Origin of the sequence: Wolbachia endosymbiont (group A) of Anthophora plumipes, from assembly GCF_964028115.1 — a bacterium.
Lineage (GTDB): Bacteria > Pseudomonadota > Alphaproteobacteria > Rickettsiales > Anaplasmataceae > Wolbachia.
Map to the genome: position 1 here is coordinate 333,767 of NZ_OZ034756.1, position 21,259 is coordinate 355,025.

Below are 21,259 nucleotides of genomic sequence, written 5' to 3' on the forward strand. Positions count from 1 at the left end.
AAAATCTACTAATAATTATACAACATTTTTCTGAATTTTTCAATAAAAAAAGTTGCCTATACGTAAAGAGGACCTGTGTTGACAAACAATTAAACATTTGTCATGTACTATGTTTGTTAAGGAGAAATAGCACAGAAGTTAGTATTAAGTATATTAGGAATAAGAAAGGCTGCGCTCAGTGTCACACACTGGAATAACAGGAAAAAACGAACTGCTATACTAAAAAAAAAGAAATAGAATATGACAGAATGGCTAATATCTAATCAGCTTATTGATTATAACTGTGCCGTAAAATCTATGGAAGAAAAAATTCAACAAATTTACAATAATTCAGCAGACGAATTGGTATGGCTACTCCAGCACCCTCCACTTTATACTGCAGGAATCAGTGCAACAGATGATGATATTGTTGAAAAACTATTTCCTATATATAAAACAGGAAGGGGTGGTAAACACACATATCATGGTCCAGGACAGCGCATCATATATTTAATGTTAAACCTTAAAAAAAGAAATAAATGCGACATAAAGCTATATATTAGAGACCTAAGTAAGTGGATAATAAATGTTTTAAAGCAATTTAATATACTTGGAGAATTTAAAGAGGATAGAATAGGTGTTTGGGTGAATAACAATGGAGTAGAAAAAAAAATTGCAGCTTTTGGTATTCGCTTAAGAAAATGGGTAACTTATCATGGCATAGCGCTTAACGTCTTTCCAGATCTCTCTCACTATAAGGGTATTATTCCTTGTGGACTGCAAGGTTATGGCGTCACATCAATGGAAGAACTAGGAGTGAAAGTTCCACTCTCTGAATTGGATGATATACTAAAAAAAGAGTTTTATAAGATATTTTAATGATCATTTACCTTTTATATTTTATTTTCACTTTATGTGCTAACACAGGTATTCATGCAATCGACCGAGTTGATATTATTGCTCCTTCTTCCAAGGGAAAAGAATCAGATCTGACTACTATAAAAGAATATGTAGAAGCTTCGGATTTTAATCCCCATATTTCGGAAAAAATATATAGTAATGACAATCCATTTTATTCCAACTCTGATGAATTCAGAGCAAATGATTTGGTTAGTGCACTAACTAATGATAGTAAAATAATTTGGTGTATCAGAGGAGGAGAAGGGGCTTCTCGGTTAATTCCCTATCTAGAAAAGTTACCCAATGATAAAAAAGAAAGGATTGCTCAAAACAAAAAAATCCTCATAGGCTATAGCGATATAACTGCCTTGCACATCTATCTACAAGCTAAATATGATTGGCAAACTCTTCACGGCACCATGTTGGAAATGATAGTAAATAGCTCCGTTTCTGAAAGCTCTGTTGAAAAATTGAAAGAGTTAATTCTTAACAAGCGGGATTCTATCAGATTTGATAACCTAAAGATGATAAACAATGGCATTAGACTAAAAGATGGCAGATTAGAGTCTAAAGTCATCGGTGGTAATATGACTTTAGTTGAAAATAGTATAGGAACCGCTTGGCAAATAAATGCGAAAGGTAAAATTCTATTTTTAGAGGACATAAGAGTTTACCCATACGCAATAGAGCGCAGTTTAGATCACCTAAAACAAGCTCACATTTTTGATGGAGTGCATGCAGTAATCTTTGGGGATTTCGTTAACTGTTATAATGATAATCTTGTTGAAGTTGTAAAAGAAAGGCTTGCAAAAAGTGTTAACTTTCCTGTATTTACAATGAAAGGGGTAGGCCATGGACATACAAATGACCCTTTACCTCTTAACACTCACGCTATTATTAGCGTTCAAGACGAAAAAGAAGGTTTGTTTTTTATGGATGTGCAGAATGTTAGCTAATCTTATAGCTAATGCGAGCTCTACGTCATGCCGCCACGGTATCTCTTAGCCGCTAACACGTACTTAACCGTCATACCGCGATTCATTCGCGGTATCTCTAGATCCCGCTAACACGTAGCGGGATGACGAGTTATTATACCGCCGCGAACCGTCATGCCGCCGCGGTATCTCTTAGCCGCTAACACGTACTTAACCGTCATACCGCGATTCATTCGCGGTATCTCTAGATCCCGCTAACACGTACTTAACCGTCATACTGCCGCGGCGCTAACAACTGTACGAACGTTGTAGTTTGGGCCACCAGTGGGGTGTCATCCATAAGTGTTGAAAGTGCTATAAGTGGCATTATATAAGGTGGTTAACGGCATAAATTTCAATGGTAATAAAATAAATTAAAAAAGCGCCTTTTTGCCTGTGGTTAGAAGGTTTAAGCGAATTTTCGACGTGGTTTATCTGCTTTCCCAACAACGAAGGTTGATATCAAGAGGAGATTTACATACCATTAATCACCTTGTGTGATTGCACTTTCAACACTTATGGGTGTCATCCCAGTGCCCAGACACTGGGATCCAGCTTCTATGCAACTTAATTAAAAACGTTTGTTTTAGCGTAAGACAACTACCTTTAGCTCATCAGCTCAGTTATAAGCAAAATTTCTGGATCCCAGTGTCTGGGCACTGGGATGACACCATTTGCTGTGCAATTTACCTTCAAAAACGAATGTTCGTACAGCTATGAGTGAGATCAAAGAATTGCAGAATTAAGTGTGAATGGTTACAGAGTAATTTCAAAGTGCATTTGCAGTTGGACTGGCTGAATGGAGATACTTAATGAAAGTCCCATTTCACGGTGTTCAAATCTACTCCTTCTTGTACCATCTCCCAAAGTGGGCTCATTTCTCTCAGTCGGCCAATATTTTTAGCAACAAGATCTGCTGCGTACAAAACTTCTTCTTTAGTTGTAAATCGGCCTAGGCCAAATCTAATTGATGAATGCTCAAGGTCGTGGCCATTATTTAGCGACCGTATGACATAGGAGGGCTCAAGAGACGCAGACGTGCACGCAGAACCAGAACTTACTGCTAAATCCTTGATTGCCATGATGAGAGACTCACCCTCAACATAGGGAAAGCTCAAGTTTAGGTTGCCAGGAATTCTATTTTCATAATCACCATTTAAAACGATATCAGGAAATGCTTCTTTTATCTTATTGTACAAAATATCTCTCAGTCCTTCCAATTTGCTTGCTTCTGTTTCCATTTCTTCTTTAGCGATACGTGCCGCTTCACCAAAACCAACTGCAAGAGGTGTTGGAACTGTTCCAGAACGCATACCTCTTTCTTGTCCACCACCACTAATCAATGGTATTAGCCTAACACGAGGATTCTTTCTACGGACATATAATGCGCCTATTCCCATAGGTCCATAAATTTTGTGGCTAGAGAGACTCATAAGATCAATGCACATCTCATTAACATCAATTGGAACTTTTCCAAAGCTTTGAGCTGCATCTGTATGGAAAAATATATTATGCTTTCTGCATATTTTACCAATCTCCTTTACAGGCTGAATTACTCCGATTTCATTATTTACCATCATCACTGAAACCAGGATTGTTTTATCAGTAATTGCTTCCTCAAGCTTTGATAAATCTATAATTCCGTTTTGCTTAACAGGCAAATATGTAACTTTAAAGCCTTCATTTTCCAGATGCCGACAAGAATCCAGAACACACTTATGCTCCGTGCAGACAGTTATTATATGATTTCCTTTATTTTTGTAAAAGTGAGCAATGCCCTTGATTGCTGTATTATTTGACTCAGTTGCACCTGAGGTAAAGATAATTTCTTTGCTATCTGCGTTCACCAGATCAGCGATGTGTTTCCTTGCTTTTTCCACTGCTTCTTCAGCAGTCCAACCAAATGAATGGCTGCGAGAGTGTGCATTACTGAACTCACCAAAATAAGGTATCATTACCTCCAAAACACGGGGATCCACTTTAGTAGTAGATTGATAATCAAGAAATATTGGTAATTTTATTTTAGTATCATGTATTTTCTTACTTTCAACATTCATAAAGCTACCACAGGGACAAAATTTACAACTATTTAATAGCACTAAAACTTAATTTTTTCAAGGTATAATCTTGCATCAACAAACATTGTCACCAAAGGGATGTGTGTATGACGCTGGTTCACTCTGTGATGGTGTCATTCCAGCGCCCCTATGATGTCATCCGAGTAGCTCCTTTTTTTGTCATCCGAGTAGCTGACACTGGTTCACTCTATAATAGTATCATCCGAGTAGCCCCTTCTTGTATCTTGTCAAAAGCATCTAATGTTTTAAGCTTAAGCATTAGGTGGAGAAGGGAGGAACTCTGTGCTTCCTCTTAGATATAAAATCTGTAGAGGAGATAAGAATTCCCTTCTCAAAAGTATAGGCTGGACGGTATCGTAGAAAGACCTGAATGGTTCTAATTCTGTATTCACAAGACTAGCCTTACTTTTCATTTTTAATGGTAACGTATGGGGTTATATATGATCAACAACTTTTTGGGCATAGATATATCAAAAGATCGCTTTGATGTTTTTCTCTCATTTATAAGCAAAAAAGGAAAGCGTGAAACTAGAAAAAGAAGCTTTAAGAACGATGATCATGGGTTTCAAAGTCTACTGAATTTTCTACACAAACATAATGTAGAAAAAGTAAAAACCTGCATGGAATCTACTGGTTGTTATAGCGAAGCACTGGCTGAATTTCTACACAATGCTGGACATTTTGTAAGTGTTGTAAATCCTTATTGCATAAAATCTTATGCAAGGAGTAAGCTGATACGACAAAAGAATGATCAGACCGATGCAGAAGTTATTGCTGATTATTGCCAAAGACAGGAACCTTCTAGTTGGACACCACCTTCTCCTGAAATGAAAAAATTAAAACATCTTTATCGTTGCTCAGTTGCGTTAAAAGATGAGTTAACATTAGTAAATAACCACTTAGAAAAAAAAGAGAGACTGCCTAAAGAAGTTGCAAATGCTTGGGAAGACCTTGCAATGAATATAGCTCAAAAAATAGAAACAATAAAAAACTCCGTACGTGAACTATTAAATCAACACAAAGAATTGTTGGAAAATTTTCAACTTCTATTGACTATTCCAGGCATAGGAGAAGAATCAGCAATAGCTATTTTAGCTGAAGTTTCTGATATAGAGGTTTTTAGAGATGCCAGGCAATTGGCAGCATATACAGGAGTTATACCACGAAATATGACGTCAGGTTCCTCTGTATATGCCAAACCCAGATTAAGTAAATCCGGTTCACAAACATTACGTAAGGCACTTTTCTTTCCTGCCATAGTAGCTAAGAATCACAATCCTATCATTATGAGCTTTTGCCAAAGATTAAAGGAAAAGGGTAAGCATAATATGGCCATCGTTGGTGCTGCAATGCGTAAGCTACTCCATATCATTTTCGGTATTCTGACATCCAAAAGTGCTTTTGATCCTAACCATATCAAAAACTACAGGGCTAGGAGGTTGACTGAAGGTTTAGTACTTTAAAATCAAAAATGCTTCCTATCTATCTTATGTAAAGTGGTATCTTACACAAATTTATTGAGTGTTGTTGGTTAGTGGATATGTTGATAAGTAAACTTCATCTGTTTTGTGCGTATAAAACTAATTTACTTATCAACATATCCACTAACTATAATCTGTGTACTGTTACACAATTGGAAGTATTTTTTGATTTTATGATGCAACTTGGGAAATTTTTATAATTTTTTTGTTGACTAACAAGACGGTATCTCCTGTCATCCAAGCAGCCTCCTTTTTTTGTCATCCCAGTGCGTGACACTGGGATCCAGACTTTAATTATTATACTCGTAAATAAGTGTAATAGATAATGGTCCTGGTGAGAAAAAAGTTCACCTCAAATGCAGTATTTTTGTTGAAATAGTTCAACTGGATGCCAGTGTCACGCACTGGCATGACACCATTTGTTGTAAACTCACTTTTATGGTTATCTTTTTATACTACCTTGTCTACCTTATTTTGTCGCTTTCCTGAACGGATACATATTCTTTGTCTAGCGTAGTCAGATCCCAGCGCGGCGCGCTGGGATGACATTATTAATGTTGTACTCCTTGTTCTGTTGTAAAATGTTTTTCTACACTTGGATTTTCCACTTTCTCACGAACCTTAGCAATACCAGCACCTATTAATATAACGGCTGCCAAAGCTGCTAAAGCCAGTGCAACTACAGGATACGCTAGCACATAGGCTGCAACAGCACCAGCTACGCATAGTCCAGTAACGCCTAGAGCAATCTTCCCTTTGTGTTCACTCCAGAAGTTTGTATCGTTCTTTTCTGGGGCCGCAGCTACATCAGTACTATTTATTGAAGACATGAACGTGTTCTGTTCTTCATTTTGCAATCTCTCTGCAATCTCTCTATCATTTTGGGCAATACGCTCTTTTTCCTCAACTTCTTTCAATACAGGTTCATTAAGCTCTATTTCTCTGTCCTTTCTATAATCCTTAACTTCTTGAATAAAGTCTTCAAGCCATCCCTCACCAGCTATATCCCTAAAGCGTTCTTGTTGCTCTTCAAGAGAATCTATTATATAGTTACGTCCTGTATTTTGACCTTCTCTATTAACCATGTAGTCTTTAAGCCAGGAGTTACGAACATCATGGGAAGCTTTATCCCAAAGAAGTTTAGTGATCTCTTTTATCTTTTTTAATTCTTCTTTGTCAGGATTTCTTTCATAGTCAACTATCAGAGGATAAACTAAAAGGAGATCTACGCTATTCGTCCAATATAACTCTCGCTCTAAAACCCTTGCTGCATCTGTACCACAATTCTCTAATGCTGCTTTAACTTGATTAACATCAAGACTTTCTATTGCATCCATTAGTTCAATATTAAGATCCTTTACTCTCTTGTGCTCTTCCATTTCTTGAATAACTTGTGCAAGAACAGGATATATATCTGTGTTATTAGGGTCAATTTTTCTTTGATAGCGTTTAAGATCATCTATTATACCCGTAGTGTATGGTTCATTACTAAAATGTTCTATTACCTCGTAACCACACAAAAAATCACGAGTGTTTTGATCAGCTCTCTTCCAAATTAGTTCAATGATCCCTACATTTTCTTTTTTAGTGTTAACGCTAGCTTCAAGACGGCCAATAACAAAATCTAAAATGGTACCTTTGTCACTAGTCAAAGTCCCCTTGTGTCTCAAAGCTGCTTGTATATCATCATTTCCATTACTGTTGAATGTTTCCTGGACCGTTTTAAGGTTGTTACTGATGATTGCTGTTATTAATGAAGTTTTAATTTGTTGTTGTATGTCAGTTAATTCAGTCATATTTTACCTCTATTTTTTATAACAAGTTTAATTATCACACATATTTACGGGTAAGTCAAGTATATTGTTAATAACTGTTAATAAAGGCCAACAAAATGCTTGACGTTAGAGTAGCTTTTATGGCTTTGTATAGCGAGGAAGTAACTCTATGAAAAATCATCAACGTTTACAAACTTTACGTTCAATTGTATTTATTGTGGGAATATTCCTATTGTTATTTAGCTTAGCAATGCTTATTCCTGCTATTACTAATAAATGTCTCAGCTACGAATGGAAAAATTTTCTCGCTGGATTCATAATTACCTGCACATCTGGCGTAATTTTTATTTTACTCGGTAAATTAAATGGCATGCCGGCAATTTTTGCAATTACTAGTTGCACCTGGATTGCCTTGTCTTTGTTTGCAGCTATTCCTTTCTATTTTGACAATCTGAGCTATGTTGATGCATTATTTGAAACGATATCTGGCATCACAACCACAGGGGCAACTATATTTAATGATATTGAAAAACAATCTCCAGGAATACTGCTATGGAGAGCAATGCTACATGGCATGGGGGGTTTTGGTGTAATCACTTTAGGAATTGCAGTTTTTCCTATGTTTAAGATTCTCAGCCTAAATAATTTACTTTATTCTGAATATTCAGATGCTACAAAAAGGAAGTTGCCGAACACGCGAAGCGTAGTAATTCATATTACAGCAATATATTATGGCCTAATTTTGTTATGTATATTTTCCTATTATCTGGCTGGTATGCCACTATTTGACGCAATATGTCACGGAATGTCCGCTGTATCAACTGGTGGATTTGCTAACTATAATGATTCTATAGGGCACTACAATAACCCTATGTTAGAAGTCATAACGATCATTTTTATGATTTTGGGTTCTCTGCCTTTTTTTAGCTATTTAAAAATCATAAGACGGTTAGACATTTGCTATGATGAACAGGTCTCTTACTTTGTTAAGATAGCTATTGTTTCATCTTCATTTGCTTGTTTTTGGTTGTATCAAAATGTTGATTTAGGAGTGTCATTATCATTTAGATACAGCACGTTTACCATCACCTCTTTAATTACGTCAACTGGTTATGCAATCTGTAATCATATAGATTGGAGCTTCATTTCAGTCTTAGCTTTTTTTCTAACCTTTGTTGGTGGATGTAGTGGTTCTTCAAGTGGTGGCATCAAAATCTTTCGTTTGATCATTTTTCTAAAGTCTATAGGAAATCACTTTCGCCTTTTATTAAACCCAGGTGCAGGTAATAGGGTAAAATTCAACGGAAAAACCTGGAGAATACGGAAAAACCTGGAGAATGATGAAGTTCACTCTGTCTTTATATTTTTTGCAATTTTCATGTTAACGTTTACCATTTCATCAATAGTGATGTCTTACTTAAGCAATGCAGACTTTATAACTAGCATCAGCTCAGTCTCTGCAACGCTTACAAATTCTGGCCCGGGATTTAGTAATTTAATAGGCCCTTCAGGTAACTATTCTTCTTTCAGTAATGAAGTAAAATTATTTTTGTCGTTTTTGATGCTGCTTGGTAGACTTGAAATATTGCCAATCTATTTTTGTATAGGTAATTTATTCTTATTTAATAGAAAGAAATAGTTGGTAAAGTTGTGAAACTTGATATTATAGCTAAACTGACTTACGACAATTTGAAAAACCGTCATTCCGCTACTTGTTAGCAGAATCTATACCGCGAATAAATCTACAGATGTACGAACATTGTCTATCAGGAGGGTGTCATCCCAGTGCCCAGACACTGGGATCCAGGAATTTTATTAAGTTGGTAAGCATAAAAGTAGCCATTTTATGTAAAAATACAACATTTTGATGATTATGAAAAGGCTAGATTCCAGTGTCAAGCACTGGAATGACACCATTCGCTGTACAGTTTACCTTTAAAAATGAATGTTCGTACAGCTATGGAATAAATCGCGGTATGACGTGTTAGCTATAGATAGTATCAGCTGTTTAATAAAAAGATCGTAGCTAAACCAAGAAACATAAGAGCTGAGAGAATATCAGTTGTTGCCGATGTTAGGATTGAAGAAGAAACTGCAGGGTCAGACTTTAAACGGTGAAGCATTATAGGAATGAAAGTTCCGATGAACGTTGCAATAATTGACATCATAATCATGGAGACCACAAAAATCATCTCCACTTTGAAATTGTGAAATCTTATTGCTAATACTACGAGTGAAATGGTAGATAAAATTACCCCGTTTATAAGACCTATTAAAAATTCTTTCATCAGTACTCTTTTTGCATTTTGCTCAGTTAGATATTTTGTTGCGATTGCCCGGATGGTTAGCGTTACTGTTTGGGATCCTGCATTTCCGCTCATTGATGCAATTATCGGCATGATTATTGGCAGTACTATAAAACTTTTTATTACATCATCGAAAAAGCCAACTACTATGGAACACATTGTTGCAGCTAAGAGGTTAAACAGTAACCAAGGTAGCCTTTTAATTATAGTTTTATGTATAGGGGCATTTATATCGGCTTTAGAAGATACACCGCTTATTTTGAGTACATCCTCTTCTGTTTCTTGTTGAACAACTTTTATCACATCTTCAATTAAGATCACACCAATAATTTTACCATTCTTATTTACTACCGGAGCCGATAATAGAGAGTAATCTTTAAATATTCTTGCTACTTCCTCTTGGTCTACTCCAGTTTTAATGATTTTTATGTCATGATCCATTATCTCTTTTATTATTGTGTCTCCTGAGTGAGATATTACCTTATTTAAATTAACACTGCCTATAGGCTCTAATTTTGAGTTGATAATGAATATCTGGTGAAATCTTTCTGGTATTTTTTTATAGTTGCGCAAGAATTCCATTAGCTGATTTATCGTCCAATAATATGGAGCTATAACCATATTTTTATGTATCAACCTTCCTGCACTTTCTTCTGGGTATGATAACAATTCCTCTACTAATTTTTGAGTTGCATTGGGTAAGTAGTTAAGTATGTTTTCTATAGACTTTCTATCCAAATCTTTCACTATGGTTACTATATCTTCTACATCAAGGAGCATTAGTAACTTTGCTGTATTTTCTATTCCCAATGTTTCTATGATCTCTCTTTGTAAATCTGGCACTACATGCACTAGGGCATCACTTAACAAATGTTGATCGAGGATATTAACTAATTTCTCCCTGTGATCACTGATTGAAGTAGATAAAAAATAAGCTAACTGAACGCTATCTATCGTTTTTACAATATTACAAACATTTTCTAGCTCCTCGTTATCAAGTGACTCTATTAAGTCATCAATAGCCTTTTTGTCTAAACCATAATGAGAACTTATTTTAATATTCATTACTTTACCTTGTTTTTTAATAAATATACACACTTGATTTCCTTAAACATTAAAGTATAATGAAATTATTTTGAATTAACTATCATATGGTTAAATTTCTATTTTGTTTGCTGTTATTGTTAGTAATAGTAAATATATTAAAATCTAAAGTATAATGAAAACTTATTCAGAAATTTTCGAATACTTTCAAGGCTTAAATAAAAGTATTTCTCTTATCAGGAGGTGTCTTTGACATAGAAAAATTAAAGTTGCGTCTTGAAGAGCTGGATTCCCAAGCGTCGAATGATAATCTGTGGCAAGACAATCAAAAGGCACAAGAAATTTTAAAAGAACGTTCTAAAATTAATAATGACGTAGAATTGTTTTTAAAGTTGGAAAGCGATTACAACGATGCCATTAGCTTAATGAAGTCTGCTATTGATGAGAATGATGAAGAATTTTTCTCTGAAGTTGAAAGTGAATTAGCTAAGCTAGAGAAATTAATCAAACCTAAAGAGACAGAATCCTTATTTACTGGTGAAGCAGATAACAATAACTGCTTTTTAGAAATCCACTCAGGAGCTGGTGGAACAGAGAGCAATGATTGGGCTGAAATGCTGATGCGCATGTATGTAAGATGGGCAGAAATTTATCACAACTTTAAAGTTGAAGTTGTAGAAAAATTAGAAGGAGAGTCGGTTGGTATAAAGTCTGCAATGATAAAAATCGTTGGAGAAAAAGCTTATGGGTGGGCAAAAAGTGAAAGTGGAATTCACAGGCTGGTTAGAATATCGCCGTTTGATGCAAATGGTAAACGTCATACCAGTTTTGCAAGTGTAGGAGTAACTCCAGTGATAGAAGATTCAATTGATATTGCTGTGGATGAAAAGGATCTAAAGATCGACACCTACCGTGCTTCCGGAGCAGGCGGTCAGCACGTGAACAAGACTGAAAGTGCGGTACGCATTACGCATATTCCAACTGGTGTTGTAGTTCAATGCCAAAATGGTCGTTCTCAACACAGAAATAAGGATGAGGCATTAAAATTACTTAAAGGACGTTTGTACCAAATTGAACTGGAAAAAAAAGAACAAAAGATGGCTGAAGAATATGGTAAAAAATGCGATATAGGCTGGGGCAATCAGATCAGATCGTACGTTATGCATCCATATCAAATGGTGAAGGATTTAAGAACCGGACATGAAGTGGGTAATATAAATTCTGTTTTTGATGGTAATATAGATTGTTTCATAGTTAGTGTGCTTACTAAGCAAAATTAGGTAGGGTTGACTTTCTTGTCATAATATATGATAATTAAAATATTGTTAAAGTAGGAGTAAAGTTATGACAATGAGCAATGATAAGTGGAAAAGAATATTAAGTACAGTTAATGAAGAAGGGAATTTAAGTAAGGACAATGTAATTGAGAAAATTAGAGAGAAATTGTCACGAGATTCAGATGAATATACTCAGTTGAGCGAAACTGGTTTTGATGCGAGTCTCACCTGCTTAAATATAGAGTATACTAGTAGTTGCATAGAACCTGGATTTTTTGGCTTACCATCCATACGTAACCAAGTGGAAATCCATCATAGAACATTATTTATTTTAGCTGCTATTACTGGTCATGTGAAGATAGTAGAAGCTCTAATAGAAAGAGGGATAGACATTAATACAGTAGATAAAGATGGTTTGACTCCTTTACACGAGGCTGCTGGTAGTGGTCATGTGGAAGTGGTTAATGCTCTAATAAAAAAAGGAGCAAATGTTAAAGCGGTAGATAAGTATGGGAATACTCCTCTACATTTGGCCGCTTCACATTATAGCGATGAAGGAATTGTAAAAGCTCTAATAGAAAACGGGGCAGATGTTAATGCAAAAAATCAAGATAGATGTACTCCTTTACATTATGCTGCTTTGAGTAGCAATAATAAGGAGATAGTAGAAATTCTAGTAAAGGAAGGAGCAGATGTTAACGCATCATTAGATGAATCTATGATCACTCCTCTACATATGGCTGCTAGAGGACATAATGCTAATCAAGAAGTTGTACAGGCTCTAATAGAAAAAGGAGCAAATGTTAAAGCGGTAAGTAAAGATGGTTTGACTCCTTTACACATAGCTGCTTCATGTGGCTTGAGTGGAGAGATTGTGAAAACCCTGATAAAGGGGAAGGCGAATATTGATGCGGTAGATAAATGTGGAAGGACTCCCTTACACTTTGCTACAGATTGCTTCAGCAGCACAAATATTGAGATTCTAATAGAAAACGGAGCAGACTACTCATTAAAGAATAAAAATGGTAAAGCCCAATGGATCTTGACAAAAGCGGATATATAAAACAGTTTTTGGAAAAGAAGGCAATTAAAAACGGTATTATTGCCGGCTGTGCAGCTGCGGCACTCAGTACTGCAATAGCAGTGACACTTTTTGCAACCGGGACAGTTGCAGTTGAATTGATGTCCGTAATGATAGCAGCAGCTATCATTACAGCAGCGGCACTAGCAGTTGGTGGTATTACATATAGCATATTAAAACCTAGTACTAAAATGGACGAAACGAAAGAAGCGCAAAACGTAAATGGGAATGTGCAGGAAGTATTTCCTTAATATAATTCCAATTGTGGGATCTCTTATTCCATTTTATCAACAGTTTGTTTTGCAGTATCAAACAATTTTAATCCTATAATCCCGAATGTAACTAAAATAAAGCATATTACTTCGAATAAATTAACTGGTTCATTAAATAGGTAAACTCCAAGTATCGAAGCTCCTATAGCACCTACTCCAGTCCAAATTGCATAGCATACTCCGATAGGTATAGAACGTATAGCGAGCGAAAGTAAATACGTACTAAGAGCCATGGAGAGTATGCTAATTATTGATGGTACGAGATGAGTAAATCCACAACTATGCTTAAGTGTTATGACCCAGAACACTTCAATTAGTGACGATAAGAGTAAATATATCCAATTCATGCATAAATTTTTAGGTTTAAATAGAGAGCTTTAGCCCTATGGTTCCTATTACAATTAAAATGATACATAAAACTTGAGATAAATTAATATTCTCTGTGAAAGCGGTTGCACCAATTATAGTTATTCCAATTGTGCATATTCCAGAGGAAACTGCATAGCATACTCTAATAGGTAGAAAGCATGCTGCAAGAGATAAAAAGTAAATGCTAATGATCATAATTACCAATGTTGCAATCGAAGGCACAACTTTAGTAAAACTGTTACTAAACTTTAACGTTACAGCCCACAGTATCTCTAGGATACTAGACAGCAACAAATATAACCAGCACATTTTCGTAACATTTCAATCTTGTATTGTAACAGAAATTGTTAGTTAAAACTACACTAAAGTGCAATAGATCTCTCTTTCGAAATTGCTTTGAAAGCCAATATATTAAACTTAAAATAACATTCTAAAAAACTTTTCTACGAAATTCAATTCCTGTACGTCATTTGCTGCATAAAGAGGTGTAGTTTGTTGCTCAACACCTGGTATTTCTACAAAAACTTTGCCCACTTCTTGACCTTTTTTAATGGGTGCAGGTATCATATCTTTATATTCAATACGCACCTTAATTTGGTCATGCAATTTGCGGTTGTAAGTTATGGTAACATCGTTTGCAGCTGTAATAGGCACTTTTTTATCTTTTCCATAGAGAACATTTACTTCCTCAACTACACTGTCTTTAGCAAATATTTTCTTAGTATTAAAATGTTTTAAGGAGTATTGTATCAGTCTTTTTGCTTCTTCTATTCGCTCTTTCTCAGTGTTTAAACCATTTACGACAGCAAAAATTCTCCTATCATTTCGTTTTGCAGATGCTACAATGCCATAACCACCAGCATTTGTATAACCGGTTTTTAAACCGTCAACCCCAATGTCGTGAAAAAGTAGAAGATTTTTATTCTTTTGTGCAATTTCGTTATATGTCAAATATTGTTCAGAAAATAAATCGTAATATTCAGGAAAATCAGTGAAAATCCTTTTTGCCAGCATTACCAAGTCTTTTGCGCTCATAAAATGATCTCCATCTGGCCACCCGCTTGAGTTGACAAAATGACTGTCATTCAGGTTCAAATTTTGTGCAACCTCATTCATTTCAGCCACAAAATTCTCTTCTGATCCTGCAATACCCTCGGCTAGTGTTATGCAGGCATCATTACCTGAGACTATTGTAATTCCTTCGAGTAATTCCCTCACCGTAACGGATTGACCTTCTTTCAAAAACATAGAAGAGCCTTTTCTTTCCCACGCTTTTCTGCTTACTCGAAATTTATCCTCCATATTTATTATTCCAGCTTTTAGATAATCGAAGGCTATATATAAAGTCATTAACTTGCTCATTGAAGATGGGGCCATTTTTTCATCGGAATTATGGTCAAAAATGAACGAGTCTGAAGCTAAATCTAAGACTACTGCTTGCTTTGCTTTGGTTCTAAACTGGTATGAGTATGAAGAAAAAGGAAGTATAAAAACTAATAGCAAAATTACCAATCTGCTTAACATATCTATAATTTTAAATTTACAGTGCACTAATTAATAGTATAATTTTACAGGGGCATTTCAATAGATCTCTTGCATAAAACTTGCTTGACAAACTCCGCCAGCCCCCTTATTATGATAGTGAAGGTATTCAGTTATCTTCATCTGTGCAGATTAAACAGCAAGAAAACAACGTAGTTGGCGTCTTATTTTTAATTTTTTGCACTATGTGCACCTTATGTCTTCACAACAGACGGTTCGCGGCGGCATGACAGTTAATTAATTCGTCATCCCGCTACTTGTTAGCGGGATCTAGAGATACCGCGAATGGATCGCGGTATGACGGTTAAGTAAGGGATCTATGCTAAGAGATACCGCGGGGTATGACGTAGTAGCTATTTCTTGTAATCAAGTTTCATCAAAAGTCAGATTGCAGAGTTAAATCTTCCACCCAAATAACCACATCTACTTGCTTGTTTGGATATATTTCTTGTACTAAGGTTTTATAGGTCAGCATTTGCTTTTTTATTTCATTTAATAAGGAAACAGAAACGTTACGGTGTGATTTATAGTCAATTATGATCGCTTTATCTTGCGTTATGCATAGCCTATCTAGTCGTACTAATACTGGTTCGCCATCGATTATTCCACTCAGTGTAATCTCTGATTTGCCTTCTAAGTCAAACAAATAGCCATATTTTTCATTAAAGGCCAATATTTTACTGTAAATTTCATCCTTATCTTCACTGGTGTTTATATTGTCAAGATATTTTCTGACCCAGTTTTTTCTCCTTTCTTTTTCTATCTTGGGCATATATTGTAATATGCTGTGAATTATCAGACCTCTTGTATAACCATCTATCATCCCAGTGCTCCTTTTTTTGTCATCCCAGTGCTCTGACACTGGGATCCAGAAATTAGATTCCAGCGTCACGCGCTGGAATGACGAAAGAGAGTGCTGGAATGACACCGGAGAGTGAGTAGCTGATGCTGGTTCTCCTTCTTTTTTACTGGATTCCAGTGTCAAGCACTGGAATGACATTGATAGGTTTGGCGGAAGCGAAATGACTGGAACGTCAAAATAATCACGTTTTTTATAAATGTAAGGGTAGTTTGCGTTCACACATAGCACTTCAACTTTTTCTTTAAATATTGGCTGTAAGTATGCTTGTTTCTTTTCATATGGTTCTCCATACTGAGTGATTAGATCATACCAAGAGCCCTTTTGCACTGGCTCTTTACTTAAGATGTATAACTCATCTTCAGCACGTGTGAGTGCTACGTATAATAAACGCAAATATTCGTTATAATCCTCTAGTTTTTTCTCTCTTTTTACTTGATCACAATAAGCGTTATTGTTTTTTCCACACCAAAATGGCACTTCCGTTCCATCAAAGATAATGCTTTCACTGTTTCTTGGCACTGTGTTTGTATCAACCAAAAATACTATGGGAGCTTGCAGACCTTTTGATTTGTGAATTGTCATTATTCGCACAGCATTGCGTTCTGATTGCATATCATTCTTAATCTCCGGGTTATTCTCCTTGATCCACTGAACAAACGCTTGAAGAGATGGGTTTTCAAATTGCAACACAAGGTTCATAAATTCGTCTAGAACCTCGAAGCACTCAAGACCTAGCCTTGCAGCAAATTTCTTCTTACCTGTACGCAATATATGTGTAAATAGTGCAAGAGGAGACTCTATGCGAGATAAGTTAATGAGATAGTTTAATTCACTATAGATAACCACAGAATAATCCTGAATTCTTTCCCATAGTGAATGCTCTTTACGGTCATATGCAATGTTAAATAAATCATCCTCGGTAAAATTGAATAACGGTGATTTTAAAGCATTTGCAAGAGCTAGATCATTTGCCTGGAGGAGTAAAAATTCGGCCAAAGCTATTAAGTCCTGCACGGCTATATAGTCCATAATTCTAAAATAATCTCGGCCTACAACTGGCACGTTTGCTTTTTTAAGTTCGCTTATTATGTAATCAACTAACACGTTTCGTTGCCGTACCAGAATCACAATATCCCTTGGCTCTATATGGCGATCTTTAGCGACTAAAATCCGCCCTTCGTTTAACCAATTGTGAATTCTGTTGGCTATTGTTTGAGCAAGTAATCGATCTGTTATTATATAATTTTCCCTGCATGTCAGAGGAATTTGTAAAGCTCGCTGTTCTTTCTCTTTACACTTTGGTAACGCTGGCCAAATTTCAATATATCCTTGATCATTTTCTCTATGTGGAACATGTTTTATTTCATTATCAACAAAAGATATTTCTGCGCGGAAGTTGTTAAATATTCTATCTACAAGCATTAAAACTTCTGGAGTTGAACGAAATGACTTTTCAAGTTGGCATGATATCCAATCTCTGCCACCAGTTTTCGTATGAAAGTATTGTTGCATATAGTTGAATAGATGGGGATTTGCTCCTTGAAATCTGTATATGGATTGTTTTACGTCACCAACTACAAATAAGGTTCGCTTTTCATCATTACCGGCAAAAAATTCATCGCAGAGATTTGTTATAATTTTCCACTGACTGATGCTATTGTCTTGTGCCTCGTCAACAAGGATGTGATCTATTTTTTGATCCAAGTTAAACAATATCCAATCTTTGTAGTTTGGATTGCTGAGAAGATTTGTTGCTAAGCCAATTATATCATTGCAGTCAAGCAGTGCGTTTTTTGATTTTTCGCTACTGTATAGATCAACATATACTTTAAATATACCAAGTAAGCTACTGGTTCTCTTGAATATTTGATAAGAGTTCATGTCTTTTATATGAGTAAACACTACATTCTGAACGCTCTCTATTATTTGCTCTGCATCTCTAAATTTTTCTAAAGTACTTTTTGTTGCAATGGATGATATGCTCTTTTTTTCGTGCGATTCTGATTTGAGAAATACCTTGGCTAGGTTTTCTATTTTGGTGTCATTCCAGCGCGTGACGCTGGAATCTACACTTCTTTTCTTCTGGATCCCAGTGTCAAGCACTGGGATGACAGTAGAATAAAGTATTTCACTATAACTCTGATCTCTTTTACTGCCTTCACTTAATATCTCGGCTAATCTTTTTATGTGCTCAGTCGTTTCACTCTGTAAGTCATGAATTTCATCTGGAGCACTGAGTTTATCTTTGATATATTCTGAATCATTTTCTGATATCGATCTTTTTATACATAAAGTATAAAGCAAATCGCGTAGCTTATTTTCATCAAATTCAGCCGCAATAAGATTGATATCATCCTGCACAGTTTCGTTATGAAGCACTTTATTGAATATGATGGAATGTAATTCTTTACATTCACTCAGCGTACAATTTGGGGCGATGCCAGCTTCTATGGGAAAGTTGGAAATTAGTTTGTAACAGAAAGCGTGTATGGTTTGTATAGTTAGACCAAGATTTTCCAATTCAGAGAAAAGCCTTCTTGCTCTTGTTAAGTGACGATCAAGTATTTCACCTTCTTTTGTCATCCCAGTGCTCGACACTGGGATCCAGGTTTCTTTTTTTCTGATTTGCAATAGGTCTAGTTGTTCCAGATCCATTATTAATTCACTTTCTGAGCATATTGCCCACTTACTGAGTATGCTGTGAATGCGATTCTCCATCTCGTTTGCTGCAGCATTGGTGAACGTTAAGCAGAGAATATTTCTTTTGTTTTCTAATAAAAGTCTCAATACTCTGTCTATTAAGATTTTTGTTTTGCCTGTACCAGCGGACGCATTTACCCATACAGAGAAATTGGGATTTATGGCATTTGATCTCATCAGAAGTGCGAAAACCTTATAGAAGTTGACTAAAATAGCATTATACATATAATGTAAAAATAATCTTAGTGAAGATATATAATGAAAAGTTTTTGTGTAAAGGCGCCTGCAAAAATCAATCTTTTTTTGCATGTTATAAATAAGAAGGAAACAGGATATCACTTGATTGAAGGTTTATTTGTCTTTGCTAATCTCTCTAATTTTTTGGAAATAAAAGTAGGTGAGAAGGATTCTAGATACGATAACTCTACAGTTGAATTTGTAAATTCCGAACTTAGAATTAATAACAGGTACAACACCGTAATGAGAGCAGTTAATCTATTGCTTAGATATGCTCCTGCGCGAACTAAAGTCATTGTAAAGGTTGTGAAAAATATACCAATTGCTGCGGGTTTGGGCAGTGGCTCCTCAGATGCTGGAGCTGTGGTACGCATACTAAGGAAGCTGTGGAAGATTGATAGGACGATTTTAAATGAAATAGCTTTAAGCGTTGGTGCTGATGTTCCTGCGAGTATAGATAGCAAGCCAGTTTTTGTTAGAGGTATTGGTGAAGAGTTGTGTCCCATAAAAAAATTCTCTCTACCCACAAATATAGTACTGGTGAAGCCGAAAAAAAAGTTTTTGAGCACACTAGAGGTATTTTCCAAACATGAAGGAGAATTTTCTGAGCCAATTAAATGGAGCGATGACGCTGAAAAGGATTTGTTGAAGCTTCTTAAAGAGACGAGAAACGATCTTCAAGAGATAGCAGTAAGTCTTGTACCTGAAATTCAGGATGTGATATCAACACTTGAGTCACAAGAAGGCTCTATACTTTCTCGCATGTCAGGCAGTGGTGTATCATGCTTTGGAATATTCGATAGTGAGGAAAATGCAAAAGCTGCTGCAGTTAATATCAGAGAAAAGCAACCAGAATGGTGGGTATGTGACACTCAATTAATAGTTTGACTTTATGCCCTTAATTTCCGAGAATAAAAATCTTATAAATGGTTACAGGGAAGGAAAATTTTTGGTGAATAATAGAGAATATTGCGGCTCAATTATAGTTTTTCCTGAAAAGGTGATTAAATTGAAAGAAAGTGATATAAATAGCAAGGAACATTTTAAATCTTTTTTAACAGAGGAAATAGAAATTTTGATAATAGGTACTGGTAAAACACGCAATATACCAAGTTCTTCAGTGAAGTCCTATCTTATGGAACAAAAAGGTTTAAATTTTGAATTTATGACAACCGGTGCAGCATGCAGAACCCATAACGTTTTAATATCCGAAGATAGATTTGTTGTCAGTTATCTAATAGCCATATAGCATGCTTGAAATGTTTACCCAGGACTTTTTCATCAATAGTCTAGTTGCAGTAGTCGTAATTAGCCTAGTAACAGGCGCTTTAGGATCGTTTATGATATGGCAAAGGTTATCTTATCTTGGTGATAGTTTATCCCATTCTTCGTTGCTTGGTGTTGCACTTGCTTTAATCTTTAAGATTAGCCCATCGCTTAGCATAATGCTCATTGCAATTACATTTGCTATACTACTTTCTCTTAATTTTAACAGATTATATTCTGCTGATACGATATTGAACATTGTTACCAATGTAGTTTTATCATCGAGTTTAATACTTATGTCTTTTCTTCCATCGGGCAATAATAGTATTATTAGCTCACTGTTTGGTGATATATTAACGCTCGATCAAAGTGATATAATATTGATTTTTTTAATCTCTGTAATAGTTACTTTGATATTAATATTTAGATGGCGTTATTGGTTAATGATTTCAATTAATCAAGATTTAGCAGTAGTTGAAAAGATTAATGTTAATTTTGTTAGACTAGAATTTTTAATCACTCTTGCTATATTTATAGCAATTGCTGCCCAATTAATAGGAATATTACTCATTGCTGCATTTTTGCTAATACCAGCAGCATCTGCAAGGCTCATTTCGAAAACTCCAATGCAGATGATTATTGTTGCAACAGTTTTTTCTGTGATTTCTGGGATATCAGGTCTGATGTTATCTGCAAGTTTTGATTTGTTAACTGGACCTGCAATTATACTTGTTGCAGCCATATATTTAATTATCGCTTATTTTATAAGGTTAGTATTAAGCAGGTTGGCTTGATTTTAGTCTCGAATGTTAATAATTTTGTAATATACTCATTATAAAACATCACTATCTTAGCACAAAATAGTCTTTGCTATATTATTGTTTATGTGCTAATGATAAGCTGTTAATTTTATGGAGTAAGCAATATGAGCGAAGAAGGATTTTTTTCCAAATATATATCTCAACCTGTGAAAAAATTTTATAATTATATTACAGGAAAAACAGAAGAGTCGGATAATGTGCAGAGTACGGCAGATGATGTGCACAATATTGCGCAAGAAAACTCAGAGTCTTTGGATACTCATGTACAATCAAATGAGAATGATATCATATAGAT

The 21,259-nt window shown here is 35.5% G+C and carries 20 protein-coding genes; 13 read left to right on the forward strand and 7 right to left on the reverse strand.

Annotated elements, in window-relative coordinates; genetic code table 11:
* The first annotated feature begins 240 nt into the window (after nucleotides 1-240).
* From lipB to ABWU75_RS01790, 3 genes are all read left to right on the forward strand, one after another.
* Nucleotides 241-858: a lipoyl(octanoyl) transferase LipB gene (gene lipB / locus ABWU75_RS01780; protein ID WP_253309637.1), complete on the forward strand. Its 618-nt coding sequence runs from the start codon at nucleotides 241-243 to the stop codon at nucleotides 856-858.
* Nucleotides 858-1,835: an LD-carboxypeptidase gene (locus tag ABWU75_RS01785; RefSeq protein WP_253309636.1), complete on the forward strand. Its 978-nt coding sequence runs from the start codon at nucleotides 858-860 to the stop codon at nucleotides 1,833-1,835. The genes lipB and ABWU75_RS01785 overlap by 1 nt, the downstream gene beginning before the upstream one ends.
* Before the next feature lie 519 nt (nucleotides 1,836-2,354).
* Nucleotides 2,355-2,573: a hypothetical protein gene (locus tag ABWU75_RS01790; protein ID WP_265017528.1), complete on the forward strand. Its 219-nt coding sequence runs from the start codon at nucleotides 2,355-2,357 to the stop codon at nucleotides 2,571-2,573.
* Between the two features lie 89 nt (nucleotides 2,574-2,662).
* Here the strand turns inward: ABWU75_RS01790 and ABWU75_RS01795 are convergent, their stop codons facing one another.
* A complete protein-coding gene (locus ABWU75_RS01795) occupies nucleotides 2,663-3,910 on the reverse strand; it encodes an IscS subfamily cysteine desulfurase (protein ID WP_253309635.1) in 1,248 nt (415 codons plus the stop codon).
* A gap of 107 nt (nucleotides 3,911-4,017) precedes the next feature.
* Here ABWU75_RS01795 and ABWU75_RS01800 point away from each other — a divergent pair, with 107 nt between their 5' ends.
* Together ABWU75_RS01800 and ABWU75_RS01805 are read left to right on the forward strand one after the other, a co-directional pair.
* Nucleotides 4,018-4,227 (forward strand): hypothetical protein, encoded by a 210-nt coding sequence (locus tag ABWU75_RS01800; RefSeq protein ID WP_353286947.1) that lies wholly within the window; start codon nucleotides 4,018-4,020, stop codon nucleotides 4,225-4,227.
* Nucleotides 4,228-4,371: 144 nt separating this feature from the next.
* Nucleotides 4,372-5,394, forward strand: coding sequence for an IS110 family transposase (locus tag ABWU75_RS01805; RefSeq protein ID WP_353286589.1), 1,023 nt, complete (start codon nucleotides 4,372-4,374; stop codon nucleotides 5,392-5,394).
* Nucleotides 5,395-5,963: 569 nt separating this feature from the next.
* Here the strand turns inward: ABWU75_RS01805 and ABWU75_RS01810 are convergent.
* Nucleotides 5,964-7,208: a hypothetical protein gene (locus tag ABWU75_RS01810; protein WP_353286948.1), complete on the reverse strand. Its 1,245-nt coding sequence runs from the start codon at nucleotides 7,206-7,208 to the stop codon at nucleotides 5,964-5,966.
* A 148-nt stretch (nucleotides 7,209-7,356) separates the two neighbouring features.
* Between ABWU75_RS01810 and ABWU75_RS01815 the strand changes: the two genes are divergently transcribed.
* The gene (locus tag ABWU75_RS01815; protein WP_353286949.1) at nucleotides 7,357-8,826 is read left to right on the forward strand and encodes a TrkH family potassium uptake protein; all 1,470 of its coding nucleotides are present in this window, start codon (nucleotides 7,357-7,359) and stop codon (nucleotides 8,824-8,826) included.
* A gap of 361 nt (nucleotides 8,827-9,187) precedes the next feature.
* On the opposite strand, the gene mgtE is transcribed toward ABWU75_RS01815, so the two are convergent.
* Complete coding sequence (gene mgtE / locus ABWU75_RS01825; RefSeq protein ID WP_253308930.1) at nucleotides 9,188-10,558, reverse strand: magnesium transporter; 1,371 nt, start codon at nucleotides 10,556-10,558, stop codon at nucleotides 9,188-9,190.
* A gap of 154 nt (nucleotides 10,559-10,712) precedes the next feature.
* On the opposite strand from mgtE, the gene prfB reads away from it, so the two are divergent.
* The 3 genes from prfB to ABWU75_RS01840 all read left to right on the forward strand — a co-directional run bounded on the left by prfB (nucleotide 10,713) and on the right by ABWU75_RS01840 (nucleotide 13,146).
* A protein-coding gene (prfB, locus tag ABWU75_RS01830) for a peptide chain release factor 2 (protein WP_353286950.1) occupies nucleotides 10,713-11,817 on the forward strand; the annotation gives its coding sequence in 2 pieces (ribosomal slippage) (nucleotides 10,713-10,787 and nucleotides 10,789-11,817; 1,104 coding nt in all).
* A gap of 64 nt (nucleotides 11,818-11,881) precedes the next feature.
* Nucleotides 11,882-12,877: an ankyrin repeat domain-containing protein gene (locus ABWU75_RS01835; RefSeq protein WP_353286951.1), complete on the forward strand. Its 996-nt coding sequence runs from the start codon at nucleotides 11,882-11,884 to the stop codon at nucleotides 12,875-12,877.
* Nucleotides 12,850-13,146 carry a hypothetical protein gene (locus tag ABWU75_RS01840; protein WP_353286952.1) on the forward strand — a complete coding sequence of 99 codons (297 nt, stop codon included), beginning with the start codon at nucleotides 12,850-12,852 and terminating at the stop codon, nucleotides 13,144-13,146. Before ABWU75_RS01835 ends, ABWU75_RS01840 begins: the two co-directional genes overlap by 28 nt.
* Before the next feature lie 23 nt (nucleotides 13,147-13,169).
* On the opposite strand, the gene ABWU75_RS01845 is transcribed toward ABWU75_RS01840, so the two are convergent.
* The 4 genes from ABWU75_RS01845 to ABWU75_RS01860 all read right to left on the reverse strand — a co-directional run bounded on the left by ABWU75_RS01845 (nucleotide 13,170) and on the right by ABWU75_RS01860 (nucleotide 18,817).
* Nucleotides 13,170-13,514 carry a DMT family transporter gene (locus ABWU75_RS01845; RefSeq protein WP_264732404.1) on the reverse strand — a complete coding sequence of 115 codons (345 nt, stop codon included), beginning with the start codon at nucleotides 13,512-13,514 and terminating at the stop codon, nucleotides 13,170-13,172.
* 16 nt (nucleotides 13,515-13,530) lie between these two features.
* The gene (locus tag ABWU75_RS01850) at nucleotides 13,531-13,845 is read right to left on the reverse strand and encodes a DMT family transporter (RefSeq protein WP_064124961.1); all 315 of its coding nucleotides are present in this window, start codon (nucleotides 13,843-13,845) and stop codon (nucleotides 13,531-13,533) included.
* Nucleotides 13,846-13,953: 108 nt separating this feature from the next.
* The gene (locus ABWU75_RS01855; RefSeq protein ID WP_353286953.1) at nucleotides 13,954-15,060 is read right to left on the reverse strand and encodes a D-alanyl-D-alanine carboxypeptidase family protein; all 1,107 of its coding nucleotides are present in this window, start codon (nucleotides 15,058-15,060) and stop codon (nucleotides 13,954-13,956) included.
* Nucleotides 15,061-15,454: 394 nt separating this feature from the next.
* Nucleotides 15,455-18,817, reverse strand: coding sequence for a UvrD-helicase domain-containing protein (locus ABWU75_RS01860; protein ID WP_353287057.1), 3,363 nt, complete (start codon nucleotides 18,815-18,817; stop codon nucleotides 15,455-15,457).
* Between the two features lie 81 nt (nucleotides 18,818-18,898).
* Here ABWU75_RS01860 and ABWU75_RS01865 point away from each other — a divergent pair, with 81 nt between their 5' ends.
* The 4 genes from ABWU75_RS01865 to ABWU75_RS01880 all read left to right on the forward strand — a co-directional run bounded on the left by ABWU75_RS01865 (nucleotide 18,899) and on the right by ABWU75_RS01880 (nucleotide 21,257).
* A complete protein-coding gene (locus ABWU75_RS01865; RefSeq protein WP_353286954.1) occupies nucleotides 18,899-19,765 on the forward strand; it encodes a 4-(cytidine 5'-diphospho)-2-C-methyl-D-erythritol kinase in 867 nt (288 codons plus the stop codon).
* 4 nt (nucleotides 19,766-19,769) lie between these two features.
* The gene (locus ABWU75_RS01870; RefSeq protein WP_253307338.1) at nucleotides 19,770-20,126 is read left to right on the forward strand and encodes an Mth938-like domain-containing protein; all 357 of its coding nucleotides are present in this window, start codon (nucleotides 19,770-19,772) and stop codon (nucleotides 20,124-20,126) included.
* A gap of 1 nt (nucleotide 20,127) precedes the next feature.
* The gene (locus tag ABWU75_RS01875; RefSeq protein ID WP_353286955.1) at nucleotides 20,128-20,937 is read left to right on the forward strand and encodes a metal ABC transporter permease; all 810 of its coding nucleotides are present in this window, start codon (nucleotides 20,128-20,130) and stop codon (nucleotides 20,935-20,937) included.
* 131 nt (nucleotides 20,938-21,068) lie between these two features.
* On the forward strand, nucleotides 21,069-21,257 hold the full coding sequence (locus ABWU75_RS01880; RefSeq protein ID WP_096618007.1) for a hypothetical protein: 189 nt from the start codon (nucleotides 21,069-21,071) through the stop codon (nucleotides 21,255-21,257).
* The last annotated feature ends 2 nt before the right edge of the window (nucleotides 21,258-21,259 follow it).

Bases quoted from the DNA above. Each gene is read 5' to 3' on its own strand.
- lipB (WP_253309637.1), top strand. From the start codon at position 241: ATGACAGAATGGCTAATATCTAATCAGCTTATTGATTATAACTGTGCC.
- ABWU75_RS01785 (WP_253309636.1), top strand. From the start codon at position 858: ATGATCATTTACCTTTTATATTTTATTTTCACTTTATGTGCTAACACA.
- ABWU75_RS01795 (WP_253309635.1), bottom strand. From the start codon at position 3,910: ATGAATGTTGAAAGTAAGAAAATACATGATACTAAAATAAAATTACCA.
- ABWU75_RS01800 (WP_353286947.1), top strand. From the start codon at position 4,018: ATGACGCTGGTTCACTCTGTGATGGTGTCATTCCAGCGCCCCTATGAT.
- ABWU75_RS01805 (WP_353286589.1), top strand. From the start codon at position 4,372: ATGATCAACAACTTTTTGGGCATAGATATATCAAAAGATCGCTTTGAT.
- ABWU75_RS01810 (WP_353286948.1), bottom strand. From the start codon at position 7,208: ATGACTGAATTAACTGACATACAACAACAAATTAAAACTTCATTAATA.
- ABWU75_RS01815 (WP_353286949.1), top strand. From the start codon at position 7,357: ATGAAAAATCATCAACGTTTACAAACTTTACGTTCAATTGTATTTATT.
- mgtE (WP_253308930.1), bottom strand. From the start codon at position 10,558: ATGAATATTAAAATAAGTTCTCATTATGGTTTAGACAAAAAGGCTATT.
- ABWU75_RS01835 (WP_353286951.1), top strand. From the start codon at position 11,882: ATGACAATGAGCAATGATAAGTGGAAAAGAATATTAAGTACAGTTAAT.
- ABWU75_RS01840 (WP_353286952.1), top strand. From the start codon at position 12,850: ATGGATCTTGACAAAAGCGGATATATAAAACAGTTTTTGGAAAAGAAG.
- ABWU75_RS01845 (WP_264732404.1), bottom strand. From the start codon at position 13,514: ATGAATTGGATATATTTACTCTTATCGTCACTAATTGAAGTGTTCTGG.
- ABWU75_RS01850 (WP_064124961.1), bottom strand. From the start codon at position 13,845: ATGTGCTGGTTATATTTGTTGCTGTCTAGTATCCTAGAGATACTGTGG.
- ABWU75_RS01855 (WP_353286953.1), bottom strand. From the start codon at position 15,060: ATGTTAAGCAGATTGGTAATTTTGCTATTAGTTTTTATACTTCCTTTT.
- ABWU75_RS01860 (WP_353287057.1), bottom strand. From the start codon at position 18,817: ATGAGATCAAATGCCATAAATCCCAATTTCTCTGTATGGGTAAATGCG.
- ABWU75_RS01865 (WP_353286954.1), top strand. From the start codon at position 18,899: ATGAAAAGTTTTTGTGTAAAGGCGCCTGCAAAAATCAATCTTTTTTTG.
- ABWU75_RS01870 (WP_253307338.1), top strand. From the start codon at position 19,770: ATGCCCTTAATTTCCGAGAATAAAAATCTTATAAATGGTTACAGGGAA.
- ABWU75_RS01875 (WP_353286955.1), top strand. From the start codon at position 20,128: ATGCTTGAAATGTTTACCCAGGACTTTTTCATCAATAGTCTAGTTGCA.
- ABWU75_RS01880 (WP_096618007.1), top strand. From the start codon at position 21,069: ATGAGCGAAGAAGGATTTTTTTCCAAATATATATCTCAACCTGTGAAA.